The following is a 14,179-nucleotide window of genomic DNA, read 5'->3' on the forward strand; positions in this document are numbered from 1 at the left end:
GCTTCGAGATAGGGACATTAGTGTGCGTTTGCTGCCTCGGTGGGATTGGCGCCCAGCTCGGCGTTCTTGGTTTCCGGTCCCCAGAGTGCGCCGAGGATCATGCAGGCCCCGCCGATGGCGAGCAGCACCGTTGGGGTCAGGTGGATGGGCATGAAGTCGCTGAGGCCGGCCATGTAGAAGGCGTAGAAGGACGGGATGATGAGGGCGAGCGAGTATCCTACGCCGTATCCGGTGGCTCGGATGGAGACGGGGAATCGTTCCGACATGTAGGCGCCAATGGCGCCAAAGGCCGGGACGCCCAGCAGGGCAACCGAGGCCACGACCGCCGTCGTTCCCCAGAACGAACGGACGCTGCCGGAGGCAAAGAGCACGAACAAGGGGATGGCGAAGAAGGACGAGATGCCGCACAGGACGAAGAACGCGCGGCGGCCGATTCTTTGCGACAGTATGCCGAACAGCGGGTAGGCGATGGCGACCGCGGCAAAAGCGATGATGAGCAGCGCGGAGGTTTGGACGGGGCTAAGTCCGGTGGTCTTGGCAATGGTCGGAGGCAGGACGACGATGGAGGCGTTCGATGAGAACCAGACGCCGGTCATGAGGAGGAAGGCCTGGGCCAGGGGCCGGCGGTTGGGGCCTGAAAGGAGTTCCTTGAACGGATTTGCGCGCTTTGTCTTGGCGTCCTTCCAGGCGGCGCTTTCTTCGATGCCGCGTGAGTAGGCGATTGCGAAGGCGATGGAAATGATGGCTCCGACGGCGAAGGCGATCCGCCATCCCCATTGGACGTAGGCGGAGTTCGGGCTGCCGGCGGGGGCGAACGAGAGAACCAGCAGGGTCAGGACGGAGATGGCGACGTAGGAGGCGGGGAATCCCAGCGCGATCAGCCCGGCGTTTCGGCCGCGGTTGGGCCGGGCCGAATGCTCCATGGCCAGCGGCACGGCGCCCGTGTATTCGCCGCCCAGGAAGATCCCGCCAATAAAGCGCAGGATGATCAGAAGAATGACTGCGGCTATGCCCATGGTTTGGTAGCCGGGCAGCAGCGCCATCAGCCCGGTCATCACGCCCGCGCCGGCGACGGCGGTGACGGTCGCCTTCTTGCGCCCGATGCGGTCTCCGAGCCAGCCGAAGATGATGGATCCGATGGGTCGGGCGATCAGTGTCGAGGCGAAGATGAGGCCGGCAAGGATGGCCTTGGTCGCGTCGCCCAGGGAGGCGGGGGTGAAGTAGGCCATGGCGGGTGCCAGTGCGATGACGGGCAGGTAGATGTCGAACATGTCGATGAAGAATCCGGCACTGGCGCCGGTGACTGCGCGGCGTTCGTGGTGGCTGGCTTTCATGGTGCCGGTCCTTTTCTGTACGACGGCGGCGCTCATGCCGGGCTCCCGATGGTCAGGGGCGTCTTGGCGCCGAGCTGGGCGACCCAGTTGGTCAGGTGGGCGTAGTCGGCCCGCGGGGGCACGAAAATGTCGATGTTGACGCAGGGGCCGGAAACCACGTCAATGTAGTGCTCCTTGGTGCGTTCAACGAGAAGCAGGTCCCGCGGCCGCACGCGGTGCGCGACACCGTCAACATAGTAGTCCGCCTCACCTTCCAGGATGAAGACCAGCTGGTCGAAGGTCTCGTGGGAGTGCGGGCGCAACTCCAGGCCCTTCTCGACCACATTCCAGACGATCATGACTTCATCCGTGGCGTATGCCTTGCGGGTGATGCCGGGGCGGGCGACTTCCATGGGGAGGTCGTCAAAATTGACGACCTGTGAGTACAGGGATTCATTGTGGGACATTGGGGTTCCCTTTCTAAGTGTTCCTAATAATGGAACGTTTTGTGTGTATAGTGGAACAAGAGTAGCATCGTGACCACGGTCACTGTCAATGCCCCGTCCGGCATTCGCTAAACATCACTGAAGTATCGAAAGGATTCCCCACCATGCTGCAACCTGAAGGCCATGAAGCCCTCGAGATCAACGACCCGGAGATCGCCGAAATCCTCCAAGGAGGCGTGGATCTCCACGTTCACCCGAGCCCGTCGCCGTTTCCGCGGCGGCTATCCATCGCGGAAGCAGCCTGGCAGGCCCATGAGGCGGGGTTCCGCGCGATTCTGGTCAAAAGCCACCACCACTCGATGGTCACGGACATTGCCGCAGCATCCCAGGGACTGGGCGGTCTCCCCATTCCGGTGGTGTCCGGCGTCGCCCTTAACAACTACGTTGGCGGCCTGAACCCCTACGCGGCCGAGCTGGCGCTGTCCAGCGGCGGGCGGATGGTCTGGTTCCCCACCATTTCCTCCCACGCCCACATCTGCGTGCATGAGGCAGAGGGGCAGGACATGCGCTTCCCCACCAACAACCTGGGGCTGCGCCACACCACCGAGATCGGCATCCTCGACGGCGAGGGCGCCATCCAGCCCGAGGTGCTGGACATCCTGGAGGTCATCAAGTCCCATGACGCCATCATGTCCTGCGGCCACCTCGACGCCGACCAGACTGAACGGCTCATCAAGCAGGCCGCATCAATGGGGATTGGCAGGATCCTGGTGAACCATCCCAACTTTGTGATCGGCGCCGAGCCGGAACGAGTCCGCGAGTGGGTCGCCCTGGGCGCGCGCATCGAGCACTCGATCTGCCAGTACGACGACCGCACCATTTTCTACCAGTGGGGGCTCGACGTCCTATTGGGCTTCATAAAGGCAGCCGGAATCGAGAACACCCTGCTCGGATCCGACCTTGGGCAGGCGAACAACCCATTGCCGATGGACGCGTACCAGAAGATAGCCCGAGGACTTTTGGACGCCGGCATGTCCAAGGCGGACGTGCGCAAGCTCGTCGTCGACAACCCCGCAACCCTCTTGGGCATCTGATGGACAGCCTGCGCGCGATGCTCGCCGACCGCCCCATTATTGGGACATTCCTGAAGATTCCCCGGTTTGAAATCGTGGACCTGCTCGCCCTCTCCGGTTTCGACTTCATCGTCTGCGACTACGAGCACGCACAAATGTCCGTCAATGACGCGTGCGACATTGTCAGGGCGGGCCTTGCCCGCTCGCTGCCCGTGGTGGTGCGGGTTCCGGCCCTGGACCGCGGCGACATCAACCGCCTCCTCGAGGCCGGTGCCGCAGGCATCCAGCTGGCGCGCGGTTCCGGCCCCGCCGGGCAGGAGCTCAAGCGGCTCGTCTCCTACCCGCCGCGCGGCACCCGCTCCGTCTCGTTGTCGCAACCCGCCGCGGATTACGGCCTCCGCGCCTCGCTGACCGAACACTTCCAACAGTCAAACGATTCCGTCATGGCCGTGGGGCAGTTCGAAACTGCGGACTACGCGGATGTAATTGACGCGGCCATGGCGGACCTGGACGTCGCGTTCATCGGCCCGGTGGACCTGTCCGTGGACCTGGGGACCCCCGGGCAGCTTGATTCCGCTCCCATGCGCCAGGCGCAAAAAGACATCGAGGTGGCAGCCGCCCGCCACGGCGTGCCAATGGGCATCTTCGCCGGCTCACCCCAGGCTACGGCGGCCGCCGTGCAGAAGGGCTACCGGTACATTGTCGCCGGCTCCGACCTGACGATGCTCGCCGGCGGGGCCAAGGAATTCGGGGCGGTGCTGCGCGGGGCATAATCCCCGCGCCCCACGGATACTGGGTGCACATGTGGGAAGGGCCGACAGGAATGTCGGCCCCTCCCACATTTTTGTGCCCGCGCCTGCGCTAGACGGATTCGAGGATGCTGACGTAGTTGGCGATGCCGACTCCGCCCATGTTTTGCACGGCGGCCCGGCGCGGGTTGGCCAGTTGCATGGCGCCTGCGGTGCCGGTGAGTTGCATGGCTGCGATGACGTGTTGGGAGACGCCGGTGGCGCCGACGGGGTGGCCCTTGGCCTTGAGTCCGCCGGAGATGTTGATGGGGAGCTTGCCTTCCTTGTGGACCCAGCCCTCCTCGATGGCGCGGGCGCCGTGGCCGGGCTCGGTGAGTCCCATGGCTTCGTACATGAGCAGTTCGGCGATGGTGAAGCAGTCGTGGACCTCGGCGAAGTCCAGCTCTGCGAGCCCGACGCCGGCCATGCCCAGGGCGCGTTGCCAGGAGACTCGGGTGGCCGCGAAGGCGGTCGGGTCTCGGCGTGCGGCGGGGAGGAAGTCGTTGGCCTGGCCAAAGCCCGCCAAGCGGACAGGCTGGGTGGCCCCGCCGGTGGGGTGGGTGGAAAGAATGACGGCGGCGGCGCCGTCGGAGACGGGGGAGCAGTCGGTGCGTCGCAGCGGGTCTGCGACCATGGGGTTCTTTTCCGAGACGGTGCGGCAGAATTCCTCGCCGAGGTCGCGGCGGAGTTGGGCGTAGGGGTTGTCGACGCCGTTGCGGTGGTTCTTCGCGGCGATGGACCCCAGCACGTCGCCCAGGTTTCCAGTGGCCGTCCCGTAGCGTTTTTCGTAGTGTTTGGCGACGTCGGCGAAGAGCCCGGTGAAGCCTGTGGTGGAGGGTTGGCCGGCCATGTCGTAGTCGGCGCCGAGCAGGGCGGCGCCGACGGTGTCCGCCCCGGCGTGGGTCATTTTCTCGGCGCCGATGACGAGCACGGTCTTGGCGGTGCCGGCGAGCAGTGCCTTCGCGCCTTGCTGGACGGCGGCGGAGCCGGACGCGCAGGCGTTCTCCACCCGGGTCGCAGGGACGTTTGCGAGGTCCTCGGAGACTTGCAGTGCCAAGGACGACGGGAAGGCCAGGGGCATCATGCCGGCGTTGAACTGGCCCAGGTAGATTTCATCGACCTGTCCGGGTTCGATGCCGGCGCTGGTGATGGCGTCGGTGGCGACCTGGACGATCAGGGATTCCAGGGTTTCCCCGGTGAGCTTGCCAAACTTGCTGTGGCCCCAACCGGTGAGCAGGATGTCTTTTCCGAATTGCTCTTGCAGGCTCATATGGCGGCTCCTTCAAGAGCGGTTTCAGGGTCGTTGGCGGTGGCGGTGTCGAGGCGGACGGTGAACGCGGGTCCGGTGCTGGCCACGATGTCCTCAACCGTGGTCCCGGGGGCGAGGCGGGTCAGGACCAGGGCGGGGGTGCCGCCGTCGTGCTTTTCGATGTCGAAGACGGCGAGGTTGGTGATGATGCGGTCCACCACACGGCGCCCGGTCAGCGGCAGGGAGCATTCGGTGACGATTTTCGGGGTGCCGTCCTTGGCGGTGTGGTCGGTGAGGACGATGACGCGCGGGGTGCCGGCGACCAGGTCCATGGCCCCTCCCATGCCCTTGACCATTTTGCCCGGAATGGTCCAGTTGGCCAGGTCCCCGGTGCCGGAGACTTCCATGGCGCCCAGGATCGCGACCTTGACGTGGCCGCCGCGGATCATCCCGAAGGAGGTCGTGGAGTCGAAGATGCTGGCGCCGGGGAGCAGGGTGACTGTCTGCTTGCCGGCGTTGATCAAGTCAGCGTCTTCCTCCCCTTCGAAGGGGAAGGGGCCCATGCCCAGGATCCCGTTCTCAGACTGCAGGGTCACGTGGACGCCGTCGGGCAGGTTGTTCGCGACAATCGTCGGGATGCCGATGCCCAGGTTGACGTACTCGCCGTCGTTGAGTTCGGCGGCCGCGATGGCGGCCATGTCGTTGCGGGTCCAAGCCATGATGCGCTCCTTGAATAGGTGTGGTTTAGGCCGGGACGGTGGCGGGTTCGGTGCGGGTCCGGATGGTGCGTTGTTCGATGTCCTTGATGCGTGCCGCGGCCTGGATGAGGCGCTGCACGTACACGCCCGGGGTGACAATGTGGTTCGGGTCCAGCACGCCGGGTTCCACAATGTTCTCTGCCTCGGCAATGGTGACCTTGCCGGCGGTGGCGACGACGGGGTTGAAGTTCCGTGCCGTGTACCGGTAGATCAGGTTCCCGTCGGTGTCCGCTGTGTGTGCGTGGACCAGGGCGACGTCGGCGGTGATGGCGCGCTCCAAAACGAACGTTTCGCCGTCGAACACCTCATGCGGCTTGCCCTCGGCGACCAGGGTGCCGACCCCGGTCTTCGTGTAGAACGCCGGGATGCCCGAGCCCCCGGCACGGAGCCGCTCGGCCAGGGTGCCCTGCGGGGTGAACTCAACCTCGAGTTTCCCTGCCAGGTACTGCTCGGCGAAGAGCTTGTTCTCTCCCACGTAGGAGGCAATGACCTTGGCAACCTGGCCGGCCTCGATCAGCACGCCCAGGCCCTTGCCGTCGACGCCCATGTTGTTCGAGACCACCGTCAGGCCCTTCACTCCGGAATCACGCACGGCCTCGATCAGCTCCGCCGGAATGCCGCTGAGTCCGAAACCGCCCACGGCCAGCGTCATCCCGTCCCGGACCACGCCGGCCAGTGCCTGCGCGGCACTGCTGTGCACCTTGGACATTTTGATCTCCTCATTGAGCCAATTCACGATCTGTCCACTTTGTGGACTTGTTCCTTTGGTTTTGAGCATAGGGTGACGTGAATTGGGCTGTCAAGACGCCAAAGTTTTCAATATTCGCCCATTTATACAGTGTGGACTGTATGCTGATTTGTATCCACAATATGGACTAAAAAGGGTGTTTTGTATGAAACAAGTCGCGGTGCAAGGCGCGCAGGTCGTCGGACGGATCGCGGCCCTGCTGCGGATTATCAGCAGGAAGCCCGAGGGTGCCGCCCTCGTGGAGGTGGTGCGTGAATCCGGGCTGACCCGCCCCACCGTCCACCGCCTGCTGACCTCACTCGCGGCCGAGGGGCTGCTGGACCACGACGGCGGCACCGGGAACTGGGTGCTCGGACCGGAGGCCCTGCTGATGGGATCCGTCGCCGCAGCACGGTTTCCCGTGGAGGACATCGCCCGACCCAGCCTGCGTCGACTGGCGGAAGAAACGGGGGAAAGTGCCTTCTTCTCCGTGCGCCGGGGAGGAGAGACCGTGTGCCTGCTGCGGGAGGAAGGGCCGTTCCCGATCCGCTCCTTCGTCCTCCACGAAGGAGTACGCTTCCCCCTCGGCGTCGCCTCGGCCGGGAACGCCATCATGGCCTTCCTGCCGAAGACAGAACAGGAAGAAATCCTGGCCCGCTGGGACGAGCACGCCGGAACCTTCGCCCCCGCACACCCCGTGTCCCTGGTCAGGGACAACCTCGCGCTGACCAACCACAACGGGTACTCGGTCAATCCCGGCCTCGTGTTGGAAGGCAGCTGGGGGATGGGCGCCGCCGTCTTCGACACGCAGGGCCGGCCCGCCTGGGCCCTCTCACTGACCGGCATCGAACCCCGCTTCCGGAAGGAACGCCAGGAATTCCTTGGCAGGCTCCTGCTCGAAGAAGCACACCAGATCACCGGAAAGCTGCAAAACACCCGGAAGTAGTTTGCGAGAAGCGGATGCCAACAGACTCCCGCTGCTGCGGCGAAAGGGATTCCAAGCATTCAGTCGAGTGCAAAGCTGCTTGTCGCAGGCTATGCCATTCCGAGGCCACCTATTTCTGGTCCCCTGGTGTGGGGTGGTTGGTAGGCGTTGTTTCGGCTGGTGGCCCAGTCGGCGAGGATGCCGTCGCGGACGAGGTGGTCGGTGAGTTGGGCTAGGCGGTAGTCGGGGTCGGCTTCGAGGGCTTTTTGGAAGCATTGGTGGGCTTTGCTGCCGTGGCCTTCCCACCATTGGATGACGCCGAGGCTGGTGAGGACGGGGGCGGTGTCGGGGCCGTCGGCGCGCATGTAGAGGTGGAAGAGGACGTCGGTGGCGCGGTCCACGCGCTGCCAGTGGGGGCTTTGGGTGGTTTGGCCCAGGAGGAGGTCGCGCATGCTGTCTTCGATGCCGGGGATGTCGGCGATGAGCCGGTCGCGGACGGTGATGAATTTGAGGTAGGCGATGAGCTCTGCGGCTTCGTCGTCGGTGGGGTCGGCGCCGCCGTCGAGCATCCGTGCCCAGAGGGTCCGGGCTTGTTCGGTGGCGTCGTGGGGGTTCATGGCCTCGATGCGGTAGCAGTTGCGCAGGACCTTCTGGCTGAGGTCGGCGGTGGCGGTGACAGGGATCCGGAAGCCGGGGGAGGGTTCGATGCTGGAGCCGCGGAAGACGAGTTCGGCGTTGAGTTGGCTGGCGGTGATCCCGTCCAGGGGGTGCTGGACGGGGTGGCGGGTGTTCATGTGGAGGTAGTTGGTGAAGGTGGTTTCGCCGACGAGCCAGCCGTCGCGGACGGTGATGCCCTCCGCGCCCAGCCGGCCGGCGAACTCGTCCAGCATGTCCTGGTGGGGGCGGGGGTCCCCGGGGGCCCAGGGGGTGTGGGTGAAGATGCCGAAGACGACGCCGGTGGCCTGGTGGTCGGTGGTGATGTAGTGCATGAGCTGCTCGGTGTACCGGGTGGTGTCGGTGGCCGGGGTGGGGAGGTTGACGCGGAGGCTGGCGCCTATGCGGCGTCCGTCCAGGAGGATGCAGACCAGGGATTCGTGGGGCCAGAAGCCCAGGCTGTGCCCCATGAGGGCGATGAAGTCGTCAGGGGTTTTGATGCTGAGCTTTTCCATGATGCCTCCGGTGTTGGGCCGGCTGGTGCCGGTGTCACCTGTTCATGGACGACGGCGGCGAAAACTACGTGACCAACCGCGGGCCGGGTGCCCTAGTGGCCTTGGAGGAGTTGTTCTGCCTGGTTGACGAGGGCCCGTTCGCGGGGGAGCAGGGCCATGCCGCGCAGCTGGGAGTCGCGGATCTCGATCACGCGGCGGTGCAGGTGCGCCGTGGCCTTGCCGGTGACGGGGTCCAGGATGGGGGTCCACCGGTTGCGGAGCAGGTATTTGCGGTCGGTGCTGCTGCGCCGCCACACCGGGGTCAGCAGGGCCATGAGCCAGCGGGAGCGGATGTTCCGGCGCACGAGTCCTGGCGATTCGCGGAAGCGCGGCAGCATCAGGCCGATGCTGACCAGGAGCACGGCCAGGGTCTCCAGGAGGGTGAAGGACCAGTTCAGCCCGCCCAGGATTGGTGCGCTGGGTGCGGGGGATTCCTCGAGGAGCCCCAGGGCGAGCCGGTTGCCCAGGGCCAGGGCCATGAGGATGCAGCCGGCGGCGAACGCGCCGACGCCGGACTTGAAGGACCTGCTGCGCATCCTGGGCAGGAATTTCAGGCAGGTCAGGGCGACGTCGGCGCACGCCCAGATGATGAACGCGGAGCCGGCCCACAGGAAGAGCTGCATGCCGGGCTGGCTGCCGTAGGCCAGGGGGAGGTTCTGGTTCGTGGCATCGACCCGGCTGGTGGCGAAGCCGGCAACCACACAGGCCCCGGCCACGGCGGCGGCGCGCCGTCCGCGCCGCAGGTGGCGCCGCCGTCGTGCCTGGTCGGGGAGGGCGGCCAGGACGGTGGCGGTGTGGAATTGCCAGAAGCCGGCCATGATCGCGGCAATCAGGAGCAGGCCGACATGGTTGTGGCCGCCCAGGAAAGGGTCGGCGGCGTTGTAGACGGCGGGGATGAAGAGGGTGCAGGCGAGGGCGGCGAAGAACGTGGCCCGCAGCACGGACGCGCGATCCCTGTCCCGGGCCGTGGGGATCCGGATCAGGGTGAGCAGCCACAGCATTCCGGCCGGCACGTAGTCCATTAGCCGAAGACCTTGTCGAAGCCGGCCGGGTCGTTGCCGGCGCCGGGGGCGTGGCGGTTGATGCGGGCGGTGAGGAGGTCGGCGAGCATTTCCGCCGCGGCTTCGGCGCTGTCCTCGTAGCTGGTGCGGCCGAAGACCTGCAGCGGGGTGTCGGGGAATCCGGGCAGTTCTGTGAGGGCGAGGGACGTGGCGGTGAGGTAGTGGCCCAGGATCAGGTGGGCGAATTCGTGCAGGATGATTTGCTGCAGGTGCCAGGAAGACTTCGGCGGGGCGTGGACGACGAGGATGTGGTCCTGGTAGCTGGCGCACATCCCGCAGAGGTCGTCCCCGCGGATCGTGTCCAGCTGCGTGATGGTGAGGGGGCGGCCGTGTGTGGCCTCGATCCATTGTTGGATGGTGGTGAGGTCGGGGTTCGGGCCAAGGTCCAGCCGGCGGTTGGCGTTCCGGACCAGGCGGCGGATCTTTTGCTTGTTCACTGCAGGGCATCCGGTGCGGTGGATCGGGACCGCGTGCCACGGGTGGACGGCGCCGAGGGGGCCGCCCCGGTGTCCGTGCAGTGTATGGAGTTCCCCCGAAGAATCATCCGCCAACCCGTCACGCCGTGTTCAGCGGCAGTCCCGGACCGCTGTTTAATTCGTGTTTAATTCATGGTAAATCCGTCCCGTGCGGGCTGGCCAGTGCGGGGCGGAAATTCAGCCGCGGTTGTTCGTGTAGTTCCAGGCCAAAAAGTTCCTGAGCCCGGTTTCGCCCTTTCGCATGAGAGCTGCGTGGGCGTAGGTGAAGGCGGGCGCGGCGACGGGGCTGAGGAATGCCATCCAGCGGCTGGTGGGCCACACCCGCCATTCGATGTCCATGCGGGTGTGGCCGTTGTCCGTCCTGGACAGGACCACGCGGCCTTCGCCTTCCAGGTCGCCGGCCGCGTCGAAGGCGACCTCGCGCGGACTCTCGACAAGGGTCGGATGGTAGGTGACCGTCAGCGTGTAGCCAAGGGAGGCCTTGAATTTCAGGCTTGCCGTCGTTGCCAGGAGGAGCTCCTCCTTGGAGGCGCCTTCATGCGGTGCCCGCTCCAGCGGCCCGGCGTAGCTGCAGCCGGGCCACCACTGGGGCCACGACATGTCCGGATCGGCAATGACGTCCCAGACTTCCTGCTGGGAGTTCGGGAAGGTCCAGGACGATGAGAGGTCATAGAGTCGGGCTGCCATGGGGAAATTCTTGCACGCCGTTGCGGGTCGGTGCCATGCGTTGCCAACCACGGCGCGACTTCGTTTCCAAGGTCCGGTGGATTGGTGTTGCAAGGTGCCCCGGTGCCAATGTCGGTGCGTGCGCCTACACTGGAATCATCGAACTCAATTTCTAGTAAGTGGTGTGTTATGACTCATGTATCGAATGTTTCGCTGGTAGACTCCGCCGGATCCGCGCTGGGCCTGCTGATGGCCCCGAGCGCGGTGGCTGCCGGCTACCCCTCGCCGGCACAGGACTATTTTGACGGCAGGATCAACCTCAATGAGCACTTGATCAAGGATGTGACGAGCACGTACCTGGTGCGGGTGTCGGGGCATTCCATGGACGGTGCGGGCATCAGCGACGGGGATGAGCTGATCGTGAACCGGGCGCTGGAACCCAAGGACGGATCCGTCGTCGTTGCCGTCCTGGACGGGGAGCTGACCGTGAAGCGGCTGCGGATCACCAAGGGCGGGGTGGTGTTGCAGGCGGAGAATCCGGAGTACCCGGACATCAAGGTTCCGGAGCTGGCGTCCCTGCAGATCTGGGGCACGGCCACCCTGGCCCTGCACCACCTCTAAGCCGCTGCTCTTCGGGCCAGGGTGGTGGGTGCGGTGCGTATCCGGACGGCCGAGCCCCACAGGCCGGCGTTGATGCCCTCGAGTGACTACATCGCGCATGTGGACGTGAACAGTTTCTATGCCAGTGCCGAGCGGGCCTTTGACCCGTCGCTGGAGGGGAAACCGGTGATCGTGCTTTGTGTACGACTGGACAGTGTCTGGTGTAGAGGCTGCTGAGAACCTCGCTCATGGCCATCAGAATAAGCAGTATTGAAATAGCTGCTGGGAGCCGGCTAAATGGCCGGCTGAGTAATGGGCGGAAGTTCATGAACTCGTGCTTGGTTTCAGGAGTGTTGAGCTGACTGGATATCAGGGCCCGCTGGTATTCAGTGGTGCGTTCCCGTCCGGATGCACCTCGTTCAACCCACGCCGCAGCTACGTGGGCCGTGGCGCTCTGGGGTCCGGATATCGAGTCAATCCGCGTGGCGGAGGCCTGCGGGGCGGGAGGGTCCGCCGAAGCAGACCGGGCCTTTTTCAGCTGCTGATCTGCCCAGCTGGCTCACGGGATATTGGGATGTGTGCCGGATGATTGGTTGCCGAGTGCCTTGGTCCCAGGGTTCGTTTACTGGGCCTTCCCACCGATCGGCTCGACGGCGTATTTGTTCGGATCGGCCACGAAGCGGTCATGGCATCGATCTGAGCAGAAATAATACCTGGTGCCATCATGGATGTGCGAGGCCGGGGCGTGGGCCCGTTCGACCTGCATCGCGCACACGGGGTCCTTGGCATAGTGGTTGCTGGGACCTTGTCGTTTTCCGCTGCGGTAGGTCCGCCACACGATCGCGCCGATGATGATGAAGGCAATGTTGAGGTAGGTGGTGTAGTTCCATTCGAAATGGGTCGGGCTGATTTGTGTGGGGATGGCAGGTGGGGGTATGTGCACCGCGCGGAAGAGGAGGTCGACGGCCAGGCCGGTGGTGCTCATTATGGCCCAGAAGGCAAAGAACAGGCGCAGTGCCAGACGCCAGCCATAGAACTTGCTGTAAATCAGCACCAGCGGGAGGGTGATCAGGTCGGCGAAGATGAAAGCGATCGTTCCGCCGAAGCTCAGTCCGCCCTTGAAGAGGGCGGCAGCCAACGGAACGTTTCCGATGGAGCATACGAAGCTGATGAAGGCGATGAACGGTCCGACGATGACGTTGACCAGGTCGGTCCACAGCCCGTGCCCGGAGAAGAAGATGACTTGATACACCGAGGGTGGAACGGCGACGGCGAGTACTCCGGCGACCAGGTATCCGATGATCAGTTCCCGTCGGAGCATGCTCAGATCCGATACCGCGTAACCTGCAGCGTCGGTCCAGCCTGTCCGCGAGCGAAGCCTTTTCCGCAGCGGTTCCGACTCGGCCATGTCCTCATCCATTTGCTGCTGTGCACCGGTGGCGGCCGCCCGGGCGTTCAACCGTTCGCGGGCCGCGGCGAGCTGGCGGGCCGGGAAGATCCGGGGTGCCAGTGCGAGGAAAAGGATGATCATGATCGTCCCGCCGACAAACTCAGCGAGGGCGAATTGCCAGCCAATCAGCAACCACAGCACGATCCCGAGCTCGACCACGAGGTTTGTTGCAGCGATCATGAAGACCATGGCGGTGAAGAAATCGGCTCCCCGCTGGAATAACGACTTCGCCAATGCCGTTGCGGCGTAGGAGCAGCTGGAGCTGGCGATTCCCAGCAATCCGGTGCGCACAATGGTGCGCGGCCGGTGATCGCCCATGACCTTTTGCATCTCGCGTTTGGAGACGAACGCCTGGACAGCGCCGGAGAGCGTGAACCCCAACACCAGCGCCCACAGCGTTCCCCAGAACATGAAGAATCCTTCGAGCAGGCTTTGCCCTGCAATCGAAAACACTGTCACGACCGCTTCCGTTCCTTTCTGCGCGCCCGCTGAGAGCGTATGGCTTGGGTAACTTCACGGATCACAAACACGAGTCGGCCTCCCGGCCCTGTCGAGCATGTTGGGATCCCCTCTTCGACAGGGCACTTTTCTCTCTTTGGGTCCATTAAGGTTCCTCCTCGGGAGTAGGCATCCAGCGGGACAATGCCGGTGCGGCAAGGTTACAACCTTGCCGCGGGGGCAAGGTCAAGTCGGACGGACTTCTCCATGTAGTTTGCGCCTGGTGTCGCTGATCTGTCTGAGCACGATCCTCACGCCGATGATGACTTGAACCGTCGCGGCAGGACGAATCCAGCGGGACCGTGGCAAGTCCTTCATCGCTCCACCGGCAAAACTTGCCGCGGTGACGGCGGCAACGCTTGCCCCCCATGCTGCGAACGTCGCTGTGCGCAGCCACCCGTTGGGCTCATGCCGGAGGGTGAACCAGGTCCACACTGCGGTGTCGGCCAGGAAGTCTGCCTGCCGCCCGAACCGGGTCTCAGTGCCGGTCGCTCGGGATATACGTCCATCGAGCCAGTCAGTGGCCAGGGCCAGGAGCGGCACTGCTTTTCCCAGGCGGTGCTCCAGCGCCGGCAGGTTTGCCCGAATCAGTGTGAGGGTGTTGGCAGCCCCAAGTGTGCCCCGGTCCTCCAACATTCCCAGGTGGCTGATGGTCAGAAGCCAGCTCCCTGCCACCCAGGGGCGGTGACGCGGATCCGCCAGCGCGGCCAGTCCGGCATGCAGCATGGTCGCTTCAAGCAGGGCCCACCGATGGTGGAGGGCCTGCCGAACGGAGCGCATGGTTGCCCGGGCAAGAAATCGCGACCACGCCGACGGGGTGTAGCGGCCGGCGCGAAGCGTGGACAGGAGCTCATTGGTTGCGGCCCGGCTATCTGGTCCATTGAGGACGCCATCGTGGTCAGTTCCTGTTGTGGCATCTGCCGGGATCGCGTTCATTCTGT

At 64.8% G+C, this 14,179-nt stretch carries 15 protein-coding genes and 1 pseudogene; 5 read left to right on the plus strand and 11 right to left on the minus strand.

What is annotated here, in order from left to right:
* Window positions 1–17 precede the first annotated feature (17 nt).
* Both G6N77_RS10925 and G6N77_RS10930 read right to left on the minus strand, forming a co-directional pair.
* On the minus strand, window positions 18–1,334 hold the full coding sequence (locus tag G6N77_RS10925) for an MFS transporter (RefSeq protein WP_165182200.1): 1,317 nt from the start codon (window positions 1,332–1,334) through the stop codon (window positions 18–20).
* A gap of 32 nt (window positions 1,335–1,366) precedes the next feature.
* A complete protein-coding gene (locus G6N77_RS10930; RefSeq protein ID WP_165182201.1) occupies window positions 1,367–1,780 on the minus strand; it encodes a cupin domain-containing protein in 414 nt (137 codons plus the stop codon).
* Between the two features lie 143 nt (window positions 1,781–1,923).
* Between G6N77_RS10930 and G6N77_RS10935 the strand changes: the two genes are divergently transcribed.
* Together G6N77_RS10935 and G6N77_RS10940 are read left to right on the plus strand one after the other, a co-directional pair.
* Complete coding sequence (locus G6N77_RS10935; protein ID WP_165182202.1) at window positions 1,924–2,853, plus strand: DUF6282 family protein; 930 nt, start codon at window positions 1,924–1,926, stop codon at window positions 2,851–2,853.
* Window positions 2,853–3,605 (plus strand): HpcH/HpaI aldolase family protein, encoded by a 753-nt coding sequence (locus G6N77_RS10940; protein WP_165182203.1) that lies wholly within the window; start codon window positions 2,853–2,855, stop codon window positions 3,603–3,605. Before G6N77_RS10935 ends, G6N77_RS10940 begins: the two co-directional genes overlap by 1 nt.
* Before the next feature lie 88 nt (window positions 3,606–3,693).
* Here G6N77_RS10940 and G6N77_RS10945 read toward each other — a convergent pair whose 3' ends face one another.
* Genes G6N77_RS10945 through G6N77_RS10955 form a run of 3 tightly spaced genes read right to left on the minus strand, consistent with a single transcriptional unit; the run spans window position 3,694 to window position 6,336 of the window.
* Window positions 3,694–4,890 (minus strand): acetyl-CoA acetyltransferase, encoded by a 1,197-nt coding sequence (locus G6N77_RS10945; protein WP_165182204.1) that lies wholly within the window; start codon window positions 4,888–4,890, stop codon window positions 3,694–3,696.
* Window positions 4,887–5,588: a 3-oxoacid CoA-transferase subunit B gene (locus tag G6N77_RS10950; RefSeq protein WP_165182205.1), complete on the minus strand. Its 702-nt coding sequence runs from the start codon at window positions 5,586–5,588 to the stop codon at window positions 4,887–4,889. The genes G6N77_RS10945 and G6N77_RS10950 overlap by 4 nt, the downstream gene beginning before the upstream one ends.
* Window positions 5,589–5,613: 25 nt before the next feature.
* A complete protein-coding gene (locus G6N77_RS10955) occupies window positions 5,614–6,336 on the minus strand; it encodes a CoA transferase subunit A (RefSeq protein WP_165182206.1) in 723 nt (240 codons plus the stop codon).
* Window positions 6,337–6,520: 184 nt separating this feature from the next.
* On the opposite strand from G6N77_RS10955, the gene G6N77_RS10960 reads away from it, so the two are divergent.
* On the plus strand, window positions 6,521–7,300 hold the full coding sequence (locus G6N77_RS10960; RefSeq protein WP_165182207.1) for an IclR family transcriptional regulator: 780 nt from the start codon (window positions 6,521–6,523) through the stop codon (window positions 7,298–7,300).
* 89 nt (window positions 7,301–7,389) lie between these two features.
* Here the strand turns inward: G6N77_RS10960 and G6N77_RS10965 are convergent, their stop codons facing one another.
* The 4 genes from G6N77_RS10965 to G6N77_RS10980 all read right to left on the minus strand — a co-directional run bounded on the left by G6N77_RS10965 (window position 7,390) and on the right by G6N77_RS10980 (window position 10,711).
* Complete coding sequence (locus G6N77_RS10965) at window positions 7,390–8,448, minus strand: DUF4192 domain-containing protein (RefSeq protein ID WP_165182208.1); 1,059 nt, start codon at window positions 8,446–8,448, stop codon at window positions 7,390–7,392.
* 92 nt (window positions 8,449–8,540) lie between these two features.
* Complete coding sequence (locus G6N77_RS10970; protein WP_165182209.1) at window positions 8,541–9,509, minus strand: hypothetical protein; 969 nt, start codon at window positions 9,507–9,509, stop codon at window positions 8,541–8,543.
* Window positions 9,509–9,985: a hypothetical protein gene (locus G6N77_RS10975; RefSeq protein WP_165182210.1), complete on the minus strand. Its 477-nt coding sequence runs from the start codon at window positions 9,983–9,985 to the stop codon at window positions 9,509–9,511. The genes G6N77_RS10970 and G6N77_RS10975 overlap by 1 nt, the downstream gene beginning before the upstream one ends.
* 216 nt (window positions 9,986–10,201) lie before the next feature.
* The gene (locus G6N77_RS10980) at window positions 10,202–10,711 is read right to left on the minus strand and encodes an SRPBCC family protein (protein WP_165182211.1); all 510 of its coding nucleotides are present in this window, start codon (window positions 10,709–10,711) and stop codon (window positions 10,202–10,204) included.
* A 228-nt stretch (window positions 10,712–10,939) separates the two neighbouring features.
* Between G6N77_RS10980 and G6N77_RS10985 the strand changes: the two genes are divergently transcribed.
* On the plus strand, window positions 10,940–11,311 hold the full coding sequence (locus tag G6N77_RS10985) for a LexA family protein (RefSeq protein WP_370875272.1): 372 nt from the start codon (window positions 10,940–10,942) through the stop codon (window positions 11,309–11,311).
* 72 nt (window positions 11,312–11,383) lie between these two features.
* A pseudogene (locus G6N77_RS10990) lies at window positions 11,384–11,488 on the plus strand (Y-family DNA polymerase); the annotation flags it as partial.
* A gap of 424 nt (window positions 11,489–11,912) precedes the next feature.
* On the opposite strand, the gene G6N77_RS10995 reads toward G6N77_RS10990, so the two are convergent.
* The gene (locus G6N77_RS10995) at window positions 11,913–13,199 is read right to left on the minus strand and encodes a permease (RefSeq protein ID WP_165182213.1); all 1,287 of its coding nucleotides are present in this window, start codon (window positions 13,197–13,199) and stop codon (window positions 11,913–11,915) included.
* 225 nt (window positions 13,200–13,424) lie between these two features.
* On the minus strand, window positions 13,425–14,174 hold the full coding sequence (locus tag G6N77_RS19645) for a CDP-alcohol phosphatidyltransferase family protein (RefSeq protein ID WP_205678212.1): 750 nt from the start codon (window positions 14,172–14,174) through the stop codon (window positions 13,425–13,427).
* Window positions 14,175–14,179 lie beyond the last annotated feature (5 nt).

It is taken from the genome of Arthrobacter silviterrae (genome assembly GCF_011045165.1).
GTDB classification, from domain to species: domain Bacteria; phylum Actinomycetota; class Actinomycetes; order Actinomycetales; family Micrococcaceae; genus Specibacter; species Specibacter silviterrae.